We start from the raw sequence: 14,011 nt of genomic DNA, 5'->3' as shown, positions 1-14,011 counted from the left end.
AAACTCAGGTCGGACAACTTTCCTGGCCGTTATCCAGCCCCTGTTTGTAGCTGTGGCTCTGCAGGCTGGCCTTGCCGTTGTGCCAGGTCAGGGTCAGCACATACAGCGAATCGTAATCGCTGGACTCCCAATCCTCGGTGATCTTCTGCTTCTCGCCGACAGCCTTGCCCGCTACCTTGTTGATCAGCTCCGGCAGGTAGCCGTGGGACCACGCGGTGTAGATGGTCGAGTTGTGGTACTTGTCTTCGATCAGCTCCCGGGCCAGATCGCTGGTGTCATTGGCCGAGAACTCGATGTTCACCGGCAGACCGAGCTTGATCGCGGCGGGGCTGATGGTCATCAGCGGTCGGATGTAGCTGTAGGAGTTGTCCAGCTCGCCTTCCTCGACATTGCGCGTCGGGTTGGCGGCGAACACATAGTCGGCCTTGCCGAATTTTTCCGGCAGCAGGGTCGACAGGTCGATCGCCCGGTTCAGGCCCTGGCAGTTGAGCTGACCGAGACCGCCGGCCGGTTTCTCCGCGTGGCGCAGGAACACCAGGGTCTGGGTGCCGTCCACCGGTTGCGCACGGCTTTCGCTGGATTCCAGCGACAGGAACAGCGCGCTGACCGCCAGCAGAGTGGGCAGGGCCACATACGCGCGATGTTTGAAGCGTTTGGCGACTTTCATCAAGTTCGTCATGGGATAAGGATTCTTCAGTCTGTTCGGTTAAGGCTGACAAACCTCTGCACCGGGGCTCGCGCGCCGGATGTTTTCCCTGTCATCAATGGCTTGCTTGGAGCCCCCTGAGGCCTGTTTGGTTCGATCCGGCTACGTGCGCCGCACTTTACCGTTCAGCCCGTGCGATTGAAGGGAAGGTTAATCACAGGATGTTGCGGATTTAAGTAAGCCGGCGGGCGAGGGCGTAAAGAACCCGAGCCAGAGCGCTGATCGTGGATTATGCTCAGGCCTTTCATTTTGTGACTGGATGCTACACATGACCGATCTGTCCGCGTTCCCGATCACCCAGAAATGGCCGGCGCAGTACCCTGACTGGATTCAGCTTTATTCCCTGCCGACCCCCAACGGCGTCAAGGTCTCGATCATGCTCGAAGAGATCGGCCTGCCGTACGAGCCGCACCGCGTGGGCTTCGACACCAATGACCAGATGTCTCCGGAATTCCTGTCGCTGAACCCGAACAACAAGATCCCGGCGATCCTCGACCCCCACGGTCCCGAGGACAAACCGCTGCCGTTGTTCGAATCCGGCGCGATCCTGATCTACCTCGCCGACAAGAGTGGCCAGTTGCTGGCCCAGGAAGGCGCGCTGCGCTACGAAACCATCCAGTGGCTGATGTTCCAGATGGGCGGTATCGGCCCGATGTTCGGCCAGCTCGGTTTCTTCAACAAATTCGCCGGCAAGGACTACGAAGACAAACGTCCCCGTGACCGCTACGTCGACGAAAGCAAACGCCTGCTCAGCGTCCTGAACACCCGCCTGGAAGGGCGCGACTGGATCATGGGCGAGCGCTACACCATCGCCGACATCGCCACGTTCCCGTGGGTGCGCAACCTGATCGGCTTCTACGAAGCCGGCGATCTGGTCGGCATCAACAACTTCCCGAACGTCACCCGGGTGCTGGAGCGCTTCCTGGCGCGGCCGGCCGTTGTGCGCGGCCTGACCATCCCGTCCTGACGCCACAAATAACCCTGTGGGAGCGAGCTTGCTCGCGAAGGCGTCGTGTCAGTCACACATCTTTTTCTGATACACCTCCTTCGTCGGATCGCCGCCCGGAGCAAGCTCGCTCCCACAGGAATAGTGATGACGCCCGCAGATTGTTGCGTGCCCGGTAATGCACTGTTGATTGATCCAGGTTTGTACCCCGTCCCCCGCAAGGCATAAGCTTCGCCCCCTACGACTTTCGTCTCATCCGCTGTTTTCAGGAAAGGCCCCATGTCCAGTCAGTTCCCCGAAGCACGTCCACGCCGTCTGCGCCGCAATGCGAGCCTGCGCAGCCTGTTCCAGGAAACCGAGTTTTCCCTCAACGATCTGGTGCTGCCGATCTTCGTCGAAGAAGAGATCGACGACTTCGTGCCGATCAAGAGCATGCCCGGCGTGATGCGTATTCCCGAGCGCAAACTGGCCGGCGAGATCGAGCGTTATGCCCGCGCCGGAATCAAGTCGGTGATGACCTTCGGCGTGTCCCATCATCTGGACGCCAACGGCAGCGACACCTGGCGCGAAAACGGTCTGGTGTCGCGCATGTCGCGGATCGCCAAGGATGCCGTGCCGGAAATGATCGTGATGTCCGACACCTGCTTCTGCGAGTACACCGACCACGGCCATTGCGGCGTGATGCACAACCATGAAGTCGACAACGACCAGACCCTGATCAACCTGGGCAAACAAGCGGTAGCCGCGGCGCGTGCCGGTGCCGACGTGATCGCGCCGTCGGCGGCGATGGACGGCCAGGTGCGGGCGATTCGCCGGGCACTGGACGATGCCGGCTTCACGCAGATTCCGATCATGGCCTACTCGACCAAATTCGCCTCGGCGCTCTACGGCCCGTTCCGCGAGGCTGGCGGCAGCGCGCTGAAGGGCGATCGCAAAAGCTATCAGATGAACCCGATGAACCGCCGCGAAGCCCTGCGCGAATCTTTGCTCGACGAGCAGGAAGGCGCCGATGCGCTGATGGTCAAACCGGCCGGGGCGTACCTGGACATCATCCGCGACATCCGCGAAGCCTCGAACCTGCCGCTGGCGGCGTATCAGGTCAGCGGCGAGTACGCGATGATCAAGTTCGGTGCCCAGGCCGGGGCCATCGACGAAGATCGCGTGGTACGCGAAAGCCTCGGCGCGATCAAGCGCGCGGGTGCGGATCTGATCTTCACCTACTTTGCGATGGACCTGGCCCTGGCCGGGATTTAAGCAACATCACAAAACCCAATGTGGGAGCAAGCTCGCTCCCACAGTGGTTTGTGGTGTTCTGAATCAGGTAAAAAACGGCCGGATCCCGTGATCACGAAAGTACCGCTCGATCACCTTCGGATCCGCGCTGTTGTCGGCAATCGCCACGTAGGTATCGGGGCGCAGCAGGTAAAAGCCGTTGCGCCCCAGCCCTGCCGTTTCAAACGCCGGACGCCAGTCGAACACGTGCAGCGGCAAGTGATGTTCATTGCACCAGGCGATCATCTCGTCGCTGGTGTCGCCGTACACATGCACCTGCCAGCACGGATGGCGCAACGGCTCGTAATTATCCCCCTCGCCATCATGGGCCCACGGCAAGCGGTCGCCACCGTGGACATGCCCGGCCACGCCTTCGCTCAACGCCATGCCCCGATAGTTGACGGTGATTTGCGACACCGTGCGAAACAGGAATTCGCGACTGGTCTCGAATGAGGCCATTTTCGGAATCAGGAACGGCGCCAGCCGCGTGCGCAACAGGTCGGCCATGCGACCTTCAGCGGTGACGAAGCTGAAGACCTTGTCGGTGGTCGACACCAGTCGCCGGGCGAAGGCGATGCGCTCGGTTTCGTAGCTGTCGAGCAGTTTGGGCGTAGCCGCGCCGCCGAGTACTGCCGCGAGTTTCCACGCCAGATTGATCGCATCGCCGATGCCGGTGTTCATGCCTTGGCCGCCGGCCGGGCTGTGTACGTGCGCCGCATCACCGAGCAGAAACGCCCGGCCCTTGCGAAAGTGATCCGCCACCCGGTGATGCACGCGGTAGGTGGAGAACCAGTTGACGTCCTCGATGTGCACGTTCAGATGTTCGATGGCGCGGTTGCTGACATCGGAAAATTCCAGGGTTTCGGCGCGATCCGCACGTTCGTCACGCACGGTGCCTATCAACCGCGCACGGCCTTCGCCGGCCAGCGGGAATACCGCCAGAAAGTCCGCTTCATCCAGATCCAGATGCAACTCGCCGTTGAGCGCCGGGCCGCTGGCCTGCACATCCGCGACATAGAAAATCTGCTGATAAGTGCCGCCGGGAAAACCGGTGTCGAGGGTTTTGCGCACGACCGAACGGGCGCCGTCACACCCGGCCAGATAGCAGGCCTGACAGATTTCCTGCTCGCCATCCGGCAGGCGCAAATGCGCGGTGAGGCCGTCGCCGTTTTCGGTGAAACTCTCAAGCGTCGTGTTGCGCTCGACGGTCACGTCGTAGTCTTCGAGGCGGTCGATCAACAGTCGCTCGTGTTCGTCCTGCGGGTACATTTCCAGAAAGGCATAGGGCGTCAGGCCTTCGCCGATCCGGTTCAGCGGCAACTGCGCCACGGGTTTGCCCTTGACCCAGAAATTCGCCGCCGCCACCCGGTGACCGTTGCGCACCACCGCATCGGCCAGGTCCAGTTGCCGGTACAGCTCAAGGGTGCGCGCCTGCACCGCCAGCGCCCGCGACGTGGTGCCCGGCGCGGAAGCCTTGTCGATGATGCGCACGCGCACGCCCAGTTTGCTCAGCCACAGGGCCAGCACCAGTCCGGTGGGGCCTGCGCCGATGATCAGAACATCACTGCGGTTCATGGTCTGTCCTCCTCGCGTGTCCTGACCCCAGGCTTGCCACTGAGTGTGCAGCAGCAAGTATGGATCAGACGGCGAGGGCGGCCAGTCGGTCTGCCAAACGGGACGATGGAACAGTGCCGCCGGCCCGCAGTCCTATCCTGCACCCTGCGATTGAGCGTAGGGTTAACCCGGCTCAACGGACTGGATGAAGCGTTATGCACACCCCTCGATTATTCGTCAGCCTCGCCGCGCTGCTGGTACTGGCCGGTTGCGCCGGTCAACGCAGCGAAGAACCGGCGCCGCGCCCGCCCGCCGAGGTCAAGGCGCAGATCGTGCGCCTGCTGCCGGCAAAAACCGTCGACCGCCAGGGCTGGGCCACCGACATCTACGCCGCGTTCGCCGCCCAGGGCATCAGCCCGACCACGCAGAATCTGTGTTCGGTGCTGGCCGTCGCCGAGCAGGAATCCACTTTCCAGGTCGATCCGCCGGTGCCCGGCCTGGGCAAGATCGCCCGTGATGAAATCGACCGCCGCGCCGCCAAGGTGCATATCCCGAGCCTGTTGGTCAGCGGCGCCTTGCAGGTGCGCTCGCCCAACGGCAAGACCTACAGCGAACGCCTCAGCGCCGCTCGCAGCGAAAAGGAATTGAGCGCGATTTTCGACGACTTCATCGGCTCGGTGCCGATGGGTCGCACGCTGTTCAGCGGTTTCAACCCGGTGCACACCGGCGGACCGATGCAGGTCAGCATCGAATTCGCCGAGCAGCATGCCAAGGACTATCCGTACCCGGTGGACGGAACGATTCGCCGCGAGGTGTTCAGCCGTCGCGGCGGGATGTATTTCGGCATCGCCCATTTGCTGGGTTACCCGGTGAGTTACCGCGAGCCGCTGTACCGATTCGCCGATTTCAACGCCGGCTGGTACGCCAGTCGCAATGCGGCGTTTCAGAACGCGGTCAGCCGGGCGTCAGGCATTCCGCTGGCGCTGGATGGCGACCTGATCCGCCCGGGCGCGATCATGCCGGGCAGCACTGAACTGGCGGTGCGCGCCCTCGGCAAATCACTGGGCATGCGCAATCCGGTGATCCGCGATCAACTGGAGAAGGGCGATAGCCTGGCCTTCGAGGAGACCAAACTGTATCAACGGGTCTTCGAACTGGCGGAGCGTGCGGAAGGCAAGTCACTGCCCCGTGCGGTGTTGCCGGGGATCGTGCTGCAGAGCCCGAAGATCACCCGCAAACTGACCACGGCGTGGTTTGCCAAACGGGTCGACGAGCGCTATCGGCGCTGCATGGCCAAGGGCTGAGGACGATCAAAAGGGAATAAAAAAACCCGGCTGACGGGAGCCGGGTTTTTTCTGGGTTGTTGCGATCAAGCCATTCATTCAGGCAACGCGGCGTTCGATCAGACGATCCGAACCACCTTCGGCAACGCGGCGTTCAATCAGGCGATCCGAACCACCTTCAGCGACGCGACGTTCGATCAGACGATCCGAGCCACCTTCAGCAACGCGGCGTTCGATCAGACGATCCGAACCACCTTCGGCAACGCGGCGTTCGATCAGACGATCCGAACCGCCTTCAGCGACGCGACGTTCAATCAGACGATCCGAGCCACCTTCGGCAACGCGACGTTCAATCAGACGATCCGAGCCACCTTCGGCAACGCGGCGTTCGATCAGACGATCCGAACCGCCTTCGGCGATCATGGTGTGGGCAGGTTTGGCGGCAAATGCGTTGAAGGCCAGAACCGAGAGGGCAATGCTGAGGATGACTTGGCGTTTCATGATGGTGTGCTCCGGGGGTGTTGTTTGTTTGGTATGGAGCCGATGTTACGCCCGGGATTTTTTAAGAGAACTTCATTGACGTGATGGTGAACATCGACGCCGATGATGGTTTGTCACAACACCTTCACTGCGCGGCCAATCGCCTGGATCGGCCCGGTGGGTTTGCCGATCGGCGAACCGTTGGCGCCTTCCAGCGTCAGTTCGAACAACTGGTTCGGTTGCAGCGGCGGCAGCTTGTCCAGCGGGATCGACAGCGCTTGGCCCGGTTTGACCAGCCCCAGCGACACCGGCCCCTGCCAGCCGTCGGCCTTGGTCCAGAACTCCAGCGCCTTGTCCGCCGGCACCTCGACCACGCCCAGCGGAATCAACTGAATCTCCCGTGGATTGCTGGCCTGGATCACCCAGCCCGGCGCCTTGTCCTGCGGGGCGACCAGCACCACCAGAAAGCTCGGTTTCGGTGTGGTTTGAGTTAGCAGGATCGAACCCAGCAACAAAGTCGCGGCCAGCCCGGCAGCGCTCAAACCGCGCCACAGCGACAGGCGATTCCACCATGAAATCTCGGGCGCCACCTTATGGCTGAGTTGCCCGACACTGCGTTCAATGCGTTGCCACAGCTGCGACGAGGGCTGATGCGCCGGGGCGAGGTCGGTCAGCTCCAGCAGCCGCCGCTCCCAGGCATCCACGGCCGTCTGCAGCTCGGGCTCGTTGGGCAAGCGCCGTTGCACTTCGGCGCGCGCTTCGGCCGAGAGCGTGCCGAGCACGTATTCGCTGGCCAGTTCATCGCGTTCCTGCGCCGATTCGGTGGTCATCCCATGCACTCCCGCAACGCATTGAGGCTGCGCTTGATCCAGGCTTTGACGGTGCCCAGCGGCGCGTCGAGGCGTTGGGCGATCTGCGCGTGGCTGTAACCGTCGACGTAGGCGTGAAGGATGCAGCGGCGGCGTTGCGGTTCCAGTTGATGCAGGCAGCGATGGATGCGGGTCGATTGCGCCAGCGCATCGAAGTCGTCATCAATCCCCAAAGATTCGTTGCTGTCGTTCAACGGCGTTTCCCGGTCGTGATTGCGCAGCACATTCAGCGCCAGATGCCGGGTCACGCTGAACATCCAGCCCCGGGCCGAACCGCGCGCCGGATCGAAACCCGCCGCGCCGGCCCAGATCTTGATGAATGCGTCGTGAACGATGTCTTCGGCCAGCGCCGTATCACGCACCAGACGCCGGGCCACACCGAGCAGCCGCGGGCTTTCCTGCACATACAATTCGCGCAGGGCCCCGCGCTCGCCGCGGGCACAGGCGGCGAGGCGGGCTTCGTAATCGAACGCGGTTTCGGGTAATGGCATGTCCTGCAATCTAGCAAGCATCGGCCAAACGTCCAGTCAGGCTCAGTTCGCCGCCCAGAAAATGTAGTCGGCCTGGTACTTCACCACTTCCTGTTTGCCCTTGTTCGCCGCCGTGCATTCGCTGCCCGGCGCCACGCCACCCTTGAGCGCGACGCGCTGGATATAGCTCACGCCGCTCATGGCGCCTTTGCCCTCGGCGGGGTTGGCCTTGACCAGTTGATAGGGCAGGTTGCCCGGGCTCGATGGCGCAACGGCCAGTTGCGTGCCGGTGACTTTCGAACCGTCCTTTGCCTGCCAGGTGGCAGGCGGGCCGAAGTAGGTGCCGACCTGCTTGCCGCTGCGATCGTTGAGCACCGCTTTCGGGCCGACGAACACCCACTCGGTCTGGCCGGCGACATTGGCCTTGTCCCGGCATTCGTAGGTGATCTCGCCGACCCCGGTGGTTTCCATCGCGATCTTGTGGCCGTCCGGCACTTTGATCGCGTCGGGATAACTGCTTTGGGCGAAGCTTGTCGAGGCGACGGCGAGCAAACCGGTGAGGCCGATCAGTTGGGTGATGTTCATCAGTGTTTCTCCGAAAAAGGGTAAACCGCTGACAGCCGAAAGAGGGCTGTTACAGGGACTACCCGTGACGGAGCGGTTTGGATGCAGTGGCCGGAAAATAAACTTCAAACCCCATCGATTACCCCCTGTGGGAGCGAGCTTGCTCGCGAATACGGTGTGTCAGCCACATAAATGCTGACTGATCCGACGCCTTCGCGAGCAAGCTCGCTCCCGCAGGGTTCTTTGTCAGGCTTCAGGCCGGAGGCTTTCAGCAACGCCTGGGTGTAGGCATGCTGCGGCGCCGCAAAAATCTGGCGCGACGCTCCCTGTTCCACCACTTTGCCGTCCTTGATCACCATCAAGTCGTGCGCCAGCGCATGCACCACCGCCAGGTCATGGCTGATGAACAGGTACGTCAAGCCATGGCGGATCTGCAACTGCCGCAGCAATTCCACCACCTGTTTCTGCACCGTGCGATCCAGCGCCGAGGTCGGTTCGTCGAGCAGAATCAGAGCGGGTTCCAGCACCAGGGCCCGGGCGATGGAAATGCGCTGGCGCTGGCCACCGGAGAATTCGTGGGGATAACGATGCCGGCTCTGCGGGTCGAGGCCGACTTCCTCCAGCACGCGGATCACCGCTGCTTCACGCTCTTCGGCCGTGCCGATGCCGTGGGTCAGCAGGCCTTCGGCGATGATTTGTTGCACCGACATCCGAGGGCTGAGGCTGCCGAACGGGTCCTGGAACACCACCTGAATCTGCCGCCGCAACGGACGCATCAATCGCTGATTGAGCAGGCTCAATTGCTTGTTGCCGAAACGAATGTCGCCCTCGGATTCCACCAGCCGCAGAATCGCCTGGCCCAGTGTCGACTTGCCCGAGCCGGACTCGCCGACAATGCCCAGGGTCTTGCCCCGTTGCAGCCGGAAACTCACGCCGTCCACGGCCTTGATGTATTCCTGGGTGTGGCTGAACAACGCCTTGGGCAGCGGGAACCAGACTTTCAGATCATCCACCTCCAGCAGGTTGTGATCGTAGCGGCTCGGCACCGGTGCGCCGGACGGTTCCGCCTCGATCAGCAGGCGGCTGTAAGGATGCTGCGGGGTGCGGAACAGCGTTTCGCAGTCGGCTTGTTCGACGATTTCCCCGTGGCGCATCACGCACACCCGTTGGGCGATACGCCGCACCAGATTAAGGTCATGACTGATGAGCAGCAGCGACATGCCCAGGCGTTGCTGCAACTCGATCAGCAGCTCGAGAATTTTCTGCTGCACGGTCACGTCCAGCGCTGTGGTCGGCTCATCGGCAATCAGCAATTCCGGCTCGTTGGCCAGCGCCATGGCGATCATCACCCGTTGCCGCTGGCCACCGGAGAGCTGGTGCGGATAGGCCTTCAAGCGCTGCAACGGCTGGCGAATGCCCACCAGTTCCAGCAGCTCCAGCGTGCGCTGGCGCGCGGCACGGCCCTTGAGTCCCTTGTGGATCTCCAGCACTTCGCTGATCTGTTTTTCCACCGTGTGCAGCGGGTTCAGCGAGGTCATCGGCTCCTGGAAAATCATCGCGATGCGATTGCCGCGCAAGCCGCGCAGTTGTTGTTCGCTAGCGTGCAGCAAGTCCACGCCGTTGTAGCGGATGCTGCCCGTGCTGCTGACGGTCTTGGCCGGCAGCAAACGCAGGATCGAGTGCGCCGTCACCGACTTGCCCGAGCCGGATTCGCCGACCAGTGCCAGGCACTCGCCACGGCGGATGTCGAGGTTCACACCGTGCACCACTTCGTGCCCGGCGAAGGCGACGCGCAGGTCGCGGATTTCAATCAGGTTGTCGGTCATTTCAGCTCCGGGGATCAGGATCGCGGATCGAACGCGTCACGGCAGGCTTCGCCGATAAACACCAGCAGGGACAGAATCAGCGCCAAGGCAAAAAACGCCGTCAGCCCTAGCCACGGCGCTTGCAGATTGCGCTTGGCCTGGCCGATCAGTTCACCCAGCGACGCGGTGCCGGCGGGCATGCCGAAGCCAAGAAAATCCAGCGCGGTGAGGGTGGCGATGGCGCCGGTCAGAATGAACGGCAGGTAGGTGAGGGTGGAGGTCATGGCGTTGGGCAGAATGTGCCGGCGCATCAGCTCGCTGTCCGTCAGGCCCAGCGCCCGCGCGGCCTTGACGTATTCCAGGCTGCGCCCGCGCAGGAACTCGGCGCGCACCACGTCCACCAGTGCCAGCCAGGAAAACAGCGCCATGATCCCCAGCAGCCACCAGAAACTCGGCGAGACGAACCCCGACAAAATGATCAGCAGGTACAGCACCGGCAGCCCTGACCAGATCTCCAGCACTCGTTGCCCGAGCAAGTCGACCCAGCCGCCGTAATAACCCTGCAACGCTCCGGCGACGATGCCGACCAGCGCACTGACAGCGGTGAGGATCAGCGCGAACAGAATCGAAATCCGCGTGCCGAAAATCACTCGCGCCAACACATCCCGCGCCTGATCGTCGGTGCCCAGCCAGTTGCTGGAGGACGGCGGACTGGGTGCCGGTTCCGTGAGGTCGTAATTGACCGTGTCGTAGCTGAACGGGATCGGCGGGAACAGCATCCAGCCGCCCTGATCCTCGATCAGTTTGTGCACGTAGCTGCTGGCGTAATCCGGCTGGAACGGCAGTTCGCCGCCGAAATCGATTTCCTGATAATCGCTGAGGATCGGGAAGTAAAAGGCGTCGTGGTAGCGGATCACCAGCGGCTTGTCGTTGGCGATCAGTTCGCCGCCGAGGCAGATCAGGCACAGCCCGATGAACAGCCACAGCGACCAGCGCCCGCGCCGGTTGGCCTTGAATTGCGCAATGCGCCGCTGGCCCAGAGGGGAAAGTGTGAACATCAGGCAGTCCTCGCCGAGAAGTCGATGCGCGGGTCGAGCAGGGTGTAGCAGAGGTCGCCGATCAGCTTGATCAACAGGCCGAACAGGGTGAACAGAAACAGCGTGCCGAACACTACCGGATAGTCCCGTGACACCGCCGCTTCGTAGCTCATGCGCCCGAGGCCGTCGAGGTTGAAGATGGTCTCGATCAGCAGCGAGCCGGCGAAAAACACCTCGATCAATGCCGACGGCACACCGGCCACCACCAGCAGCATCGCGTTGCGAAACACATGGCCGTAGAGCACGCGTCTTTCGGTCAGGCCCTTGGCGCGCGCGGTGATCACGTACTGGCGGCTGATCTCGTTGAGGAAGCTGTTTTTGGTCAGGATCGTCAGCGTCGCAAAACCGCCAATCACCAGCGCCGTCACCGGCAACACCAGGTGCCAGAGGTAGTCGCCGATCTTGCCCCACGGGCTCAGGCTGTCGAAGTTGTCGGAGACAAGACCTTGCACCGGAAACCAGTTGACGTAGCTGCCCCCGGCGAACACCACGATCAACAGGATCGCGAATAGAAACGCCGGCATCGCGTAACCGACGATGATCGCCGTGCTGCTCCAGACATCGAACGCGCTGCCGTTGCGGATCGCCTTGCGAATGCCCAGCGGGATCGAAATCAGGTAGGTGATCAACGTCGCCCACAGGCCAAGGGACAGCGACACCGGCAGCTTCTGCACGATCAGATCCGTCACCTTCGCACCGCGAAAGAAACTGCTGCCCAAATCCAGTTGCGCGTAGTTCTTGAGCATCAGCCACAGGCGTTCGTGCATCGGCTTGTCGAAGCCGTAGTGGTGCTTGATCTCTTCGATCAGCGCCGGGTCCAGGCCACGGCTGCTGCGCCCGGCACCGCCGATCGCGGTGACCTCGCTGGCGCCGCCCATGCTGTGCCCGCCGAAACCTTGCAGGCGGGCGATGGCCTGTTCCACCGGGCCGCCGGGCGCGGCCTGCACGATGACGAAGTTGACCACCAGAATGCACAGCAGCGTCGGGATGATCAGCAACAGACGTCGACTCAGATAACGCCACATGTCACTGGCCCCCCGCGAGTTGGTGCAGGGCACTCATCTGCTGGTTGGTCAGCGGCTTGGCCGAGACCTCCCACCACGTATCGAGGCCTTCGCTGTAGATCGGCTGCACCGGCGGCCTGCCGAAACGGTTCTGAAACACCGTCGGCGTGCCTTTGGAGTAGTAGTTGGGAATCATGTAGTCCCCCCATTGCAGCACCCGGTCGAGGGCGCGGGCGTAACGCACCATGGCGTCGCGGGTATTGGCCTGGACCAGGCCGTCGATCAGCCGGTCCACCGCCGGGTCCGCCAGTACCATCGAATTGGAACTGCCGACCTGCGTGGCGCTCTGTGAGGCATACAGGCTGTACAACTCGCGGCCCGGCGAGACGATCGGATCGCCGCTGCGCGGAAAACTGGTGACGATCATGTCGTAGTCCCGGGCGTTGAGCCGGTTGATGTACTGCGCCGAATCGATGCGTCGCAGATTCAGGGTGATGCCGATCTGCGCCAGGGTGCGTTTGTACGGCAGCAGCATGCGGTCGAAGCCACCCTGACCGTCGAGGAAGGTGAATTCGAATGGCTCGCCGGCGGCGTTCACCAGTCGGTTGTTTTTCGGCGTCCATCCGGCTTCGGCCAACAGCTTCAAGGCCTGCAACTGCTTGTCGCGGATGTAGCCGCTGCCATCGGTTTTCGGCGCCTGATAGACCCGGCTGAAAACCTCGTCCGGAATCTGTCCGCGCAGCGGTTCGAGGATCGCCAGTTCGCCGGCGTCGGGCAGCGCGGTGGCGGCCATTTCACTCTTCGGCCAGTAGCTGTTCTGGCGCACGTAGAAGCCGCGCATCATCTGCTTGTTGGTCCACTCGAAATCCCACAGCAGGCTCAGCGCCTGGCGCACGCGGCGATCCTTGAACAACGGGTTCTGCAGGTTGAACACAAAACCCTGGGCGCTGGTCGGTTTGTCCGGGGCGAGAATCGCCTGTTGCAGGCGACCGTCGCGCAGGGCCGGGCTGTCGTAGCCGACCACGTAGCCGGACGAGGAAAACTCGCGGTTGTAGTCGAACGCGCCGGCCTGCAGCAGTTGTCGGGCGACGTCGGTGTCGCCGTAGAAATTCACGGTCAGGCTGTCGAAGTTGTACAGCCCGCGACTGACCGGCAGGTCTTTGCCCCACCAATCCGGATCGCGCTGGAAACCGATGCTGCGTCCGGCGTCGACCTTGCTCACCCGGTACGGGCCGCTGCCCAGCGGTGGTTCGAAACCGCCGCCGTTGGCGAAGTCGCGGGTCTTCCACCAGTGCTCGGGCACCGGTCGCAGCGACGCCAGATCCAGCGCCAGGGTGCGGTTGAGGTTGTTCTTGAAGGTGAAGCGAATCTGCCGCGGACCTTCGATCAGCACGTCCTGCACATCGGCGTATTGCTGGCGATAACTCAGGCTGCCCTTGGTCATCAACAGCTCGAAGGTGTAGCGCACGTCTTCGGCGGTGATCGGTGTGCCGTCGGCGAAACGCGCCTCGGGATTCAGATTGAAACGCACCCACAGGCCGCCGGGATCGCGCTCCATGGATTGCGCCACCAGACCGTAGACGGTGTAGGGCTCGTCCAGCGAGCGGAACGCCAGCGGCGAATACACCCAGTCGTTGACCTGCACCACGGAAATGCCCTGATCGGCGTACGGAGTGATGTAGTTGTACTGACCGATCTCCATCGAAGCGCGGCTGAGCGAGCCACCCTTGGGGGCGTCGGGATTGACGAAATCGAAGTGCTGGAAACCGGCGGGGTATTTCGGCGCCTCGCCGTACACCGTCATCGCGTAGCTGCCGCCGGCCAGTGCAGCTGCCGCGTTGCACAGCAGCGCGCTGCCGAGCAGCAGGCCGGCCATGTTGCGCATGAATGTCATGAAGTCGTTCCTCTGAGCCGGAAAAACCCGAAGCGGCGGCAGGCCGCTGCGGGATGCGAATTCGCAA

At 62.6% G+C, this 14,011-nt stretch carries 13 protein-coding genes; 3 read left to right on the top strand and 10 right to left on the bottom strand.

What is annotated here, in order from left to right; all coding sequences use genetic code 11:
- Nucleotides 1-4 precede the first annotated feature (4 nt).
- Entirely contained in the window at nt 5-679 is a 675-nt protein-coding gene (locus ABTV87_RS19150; protein WP_007958986.1) for a hypothetical protein, read from the bottom strand.
- Between the two features lie 295 nt (nt 680-974).
- Here ABTV87_RS19150 and ABTV87_RS19145 point away from each other — a divergent pair, with 295 nt between their 5' ends.
- Nucleotides 975-1,673 carry a glutathione S-transferase family protein gene (locus tag ABTV87_RS19145; RefSeq protein WP_007958984.1) on the top strand — a complete coding sequence of 233 codons (699 nt, stop codon included), beginning with the start codon at nt 975-977 and terminating at the stop codon, nt 1,671-1,673.
- A gap of 258 nt (nt 1,674-1,931) precedes the next feature.
- The gene (gene hemB / locus ABTV87_RS19140) at nt 1,932-2,906 is read left to right on the top strand and encodes a porphobilinogen synthase (protein WP_085648205.1); all 975 of its coding nucleotides are present in this window, start codon (nt 1,932-1,934) and stop codon (nt 2,904-2,906) included.
- 63 nt (nt 2,907-2,969) lie between these two features.
- On the opposite strand, the gene ABTV87_RS19135 is transcribed toward hemB, so the two are convergent.
- Entirely contained in the window at nt 2,970-4,499 is a 1,530-nt protein-coding gene (locus ABTV87_RS19135; RefSeq protein WP_179694343.1) for an FAD-dependent oxidoreductase, read from the bottom strand.
- A gap of 194 nt (nt 4,500-4,693) precedes the next feature.
- Between ABTV87_RS19135 and ABTV87_RS19130 the strand changes: the two genes are divergently transcribed.
- Nucleotides 4,694-5,782, top strand: coding sequence for a DUF1615 domain-containing protein (locus ABTV87_RS19130; RefSeq protein ID WP_433898150.1), 1,089 nt, complete (start codon nt 4,694-4,696; stop codon nt 5,780-5,782).
- A 78-nt stretch (nt 5,783-5,860) separates the two neighbouring features.
- On the opposite strand, the gene ABTV87_RS19125 is transcribed toward ABTV87_RS19130, so the two are convergent.
- The 8 genes from ABTV87_RS19125 to ABTV87_RS19090 form a co-directional block, all read right to left on the bottom strand.
- Nucleotides 5,861-6,262, bottom strand: coding sequence for a phage infection protein (locus ABTV87_RS19125; RefSeq protein WP_074689113.1), 402 nt, complete (start codon nt 6,260-6,262; stop codon nt 5,861-5,863).
- A gap of 113 nt (nt 6,263-6,375) precedes the next feature.
- On the bottom strand, nt 6,376-7,071 hold the full coding sequence (locus tag ABTV87_RS19120) for an anti-sigma factor (protein ID WP_433898149.1): 696 nt from the start codon (nt 7,069-7,071) through the stop codon (nt 6,376-6,378).
- Complete coding sequence (locus tag ABTV87_RS19115; protein WP_221535520.1) at nt 7,068-7,601, bottom strand: sigma-70 family RNA polymerase sigma factor; 534 nt, start codon at nt 7,599-7,601, stop codon at nt 7,068-7,070. Before ABTV87_RS19115 ends, ABTV87_RS19120 begins: the two co-directional genes overlap by 4 nt.
- Before the next feature lie 42 nt (nt 7,602-7,643).
- On the bottom strand, nt 7,644-8,165 hold the full coding sequence (locus tag ABTV87_RS19110; protein ID WP_236195380.1) for a DUF3455 domain-containing protein: 522 nt from the start codon (nt 8,163-8,165) through the stop codon (nt 7,644-7,646).
- 104 nt (nt 8,166-8,269) lie between these two features.
- Nucleotides 8,270-9,970 carry an ABC transporter ATP-binding protein gene (locus ABTV87_RS19105; RefSeq protein WP_433898148.1) on the bottom strand — a complete coding sequence of 567 codons (1,701 nt, stop codon included), beginning with the start codon at nt 9,968-9,970 and terminating at the stop codon, nt 8,270-8,272.
- A 14-nt stretch (nt 9,971-9,984) separates the two neighbouring features.
- The gene (locus ABTV87_RS19100) at nt 9,985-11,007 is read right to left on the bottom strand and encodes an ABC transporter permease (RefSeq protein ID WP_433898147.1); all 1,023 of its coding nucleotides are present in this window, start codon (nt 11,005-11,007) and stop codon (nt 9,985-9,987) included.
- A complete protein-coding gene (locus ABTV87_RS19095) occupies nt 11,007-12,071 on the bottom strand; it encodes a microcin C ABC transporter permease YejB (protein WP_433898146.1) in 1,065 nt (354 codons plus the stop codon). Before ABTV87_RS19095 ends, ABTV87_RS19100 begins: the two co-directional genes overlap by 1 nt.
- A gap of 1 nt (nt 12,072) precedes the next feature.
- On the bottom strand, nt 12,073-13,944 hold the full coding sequence (locus ABTV87_RS19090; protein ID WP_258712040.1) for an extracellular solute-binding protein: 1,872 nt from the start codon (nt 13,942-13,944) through the stop codon (nt 12,073-12,075).
- Nucleotides 13,945-14,011: the final 67 nt, after the last annotated feature.

The organism is Pseudomonas sp. PSE1(2024) (assembly GCF_050990555.1).
Classification (GTDB): domain Bacteria; phylum Pseudomonadota; class Gammaproteobacteria; order Pseudomonadales; family Pseudomonadaceae; genus Aquipseudomonas; species Aquipseudomonas aphyarum.
This window is presented reverse-complemented; position numbering and strand designations above follow the sequence as displayed.

What these genes read in the sequence shown, in the direction of transcription:
- ABTV87_RS19150 (WP_007958986.1), bottom strand. Translation starts at nt 679, where the DNA reads ATGACGAACTTGATGAAAGTCGCCAAACGCTTCAAACATCGCGCGTAT.
- ABTV87_RS19145 (WP_007958984.1), top strand. Translation starts at nt 975, where the DNA reads ATGACCGATCTGTCCGCGTTCCCGATCACCCAGAAATGGCCGGCGCAG.
- hemB (WP_085648205.1), top strand. Translation starts at nt 1,932, where the DNA reads ATGTCCAGTCAGTTCCCCGAAGCACGTCCACGCCGTCTGCGCCGCAAT.
- ABTV87_RS19135 (WP_179694343.1), bottom strand. Translation starts at nt 4,499, where the DNA reads ATGAACCGCAGTGATGTTCTGATCATCGGCGCAGGCCCCACCGGACTG.
- ABTV87_RS19130 (WP_433898150.1), top strand. Translation starts at nt 4,694, where the DNA reads ATGCACACCCCTCGATTATTCGTCAGCCTCGCCGCGCTGCTGGTACTG.
- ABTV87_RS19125 (WP_074689113.1), bottom strand. Translation starts at nt 6,262, where the DNA reads ATGAAACGCCAAGTCATCCTCAGCATTGCCCTCTCGGTTCTGGCCTTC.
- ABTV87_RS19120 (WP_433898149.1), bottom strand. Translation starts at nt 7,071, where the DNA reads ATGACCACCGAATCGGCGCAGGAACGCGATGAACTGGCCAGCGAATAC.
- ABTV87_RS19115 (WP_221535520.1), bottom strand. Translation starts at nt 7,601, where the DNA reads ATGCCATTACCCGAAACCGCGTTCGATTACGAAGCCCGCCTCGCCGCC.
- ABTV87_RS19110 (WP_236195380.1), bottom strand. Translation starts at nt 8,165, where the DNA reads ATGAACATCACCCAACTGATCGGCCTCACCGGTTTGCTCGCCGTCGCC.
- ABTV87_RS19105 (WP_433898148.1), bottom strand. Translation starts at nt 9,970, where the DNA reads ATGACCGACAACCTGATTGAAATCCGCGACCTGCGCGTCGCCTTCGCC.
- ABTV87_RS19100 (WP_433898147.1), bottom strand. Translation starts at nt 11,007, where the DNA reads ATGTTCACACTTTCCCCTCTGGGCCAGCGGCGCATTGCGCAATTCAAG.
- ABTV87_RS19095 (WP_433898146.1), bottom strand. Translation starts at nt 12,071, where the DNA reads ATGTGGCGTTATCTGAGTCGACGTCTGTTGCTGATCATCCCGACGCTG.
- ABTV87_RS19090 (WP_258712040.1), bottom strand. Translation starts at nt 13,944, where the DNA reads ATGACATTCATGCGCAACATGGCCGGCCTGCTGCTCGGCAGCGCGCTG.